The following is a 564-nucleotide window of genomic DNA, read 5'->3' as shown; positions in this document are numbered from 1 at the left end:
GTTATCATCACAGCTGAAGGCGAAGACGAAGAAGAAGCAATCGCGGAAATCCAGAAAGTATTAGAGGAGAATCTGTAGGATTATGATTACACTAAGTGGTAAAAGTGTTTTTGGTGGCGTAGCCATCGGGAAGATTGCTTTCTATAAAAGACAGGAAAAGCAGGTAAGACGGTATCGTGTAGAGGATACCGAAGCAGAGGTGGCACGTTTTGAGGATGCCCAGGAGACTGCGATCGCACAGCTCGGTGAGTTGTATGACAAGGCAATGGAAGATGTAGGAGAAGCCAATGCGGCAATTTTTGAAGTACATCAGATGATGCTGATGGATCTGGATTATGTGGATTCGATTAAGAATATTATTACCACCCAGGAAGTCAACGCAGAGTATGCTGTTGCGACGACAGGAGATAACTTCTCCCGGATGTTTGCATCTATGGATGATGCTTACATGCAGGGACGTGCGGCCGATGTAAAAGATGTATCGGACCGACTTCTCGGTATCCTTTCGGATGCCGGGGAAAGCGGTGTTGTGGCAGATGAACCGGTGATCGTGGCAGCAGATGA

The 564-nt window shown here is 47.0% G+C and carries 1 protein-coding gene; it reads left to right on the top strand.

Translation table 11 applies throughout. The features are described from left to right. Positions 1–82: 82 nt before the first annotated feature. A partial coding sequence (locus PG840_RS16790) for a phosphoenolpyruvate-utilizing N-terminal domain-containing protein (RefSeq protein WP_330674159.1) occupies positions 83–564 on the top strand: 482 nt, incomplete at its 3' end.

Source organism: Coprococcus sp. AM97-35 (assembly GCF_027697525.1).
In the GTDB taxonomy this organism is placed as follows: domain Bacteria; phylum Bacillota; class Clostridia; order Lachnospirales; family Lachnospiraceae; genus Allocoprococcus; species Allocoprococcus comes.
This window is presented reverse-complemented; position numbering and strand designations above follow the sequence as displayed.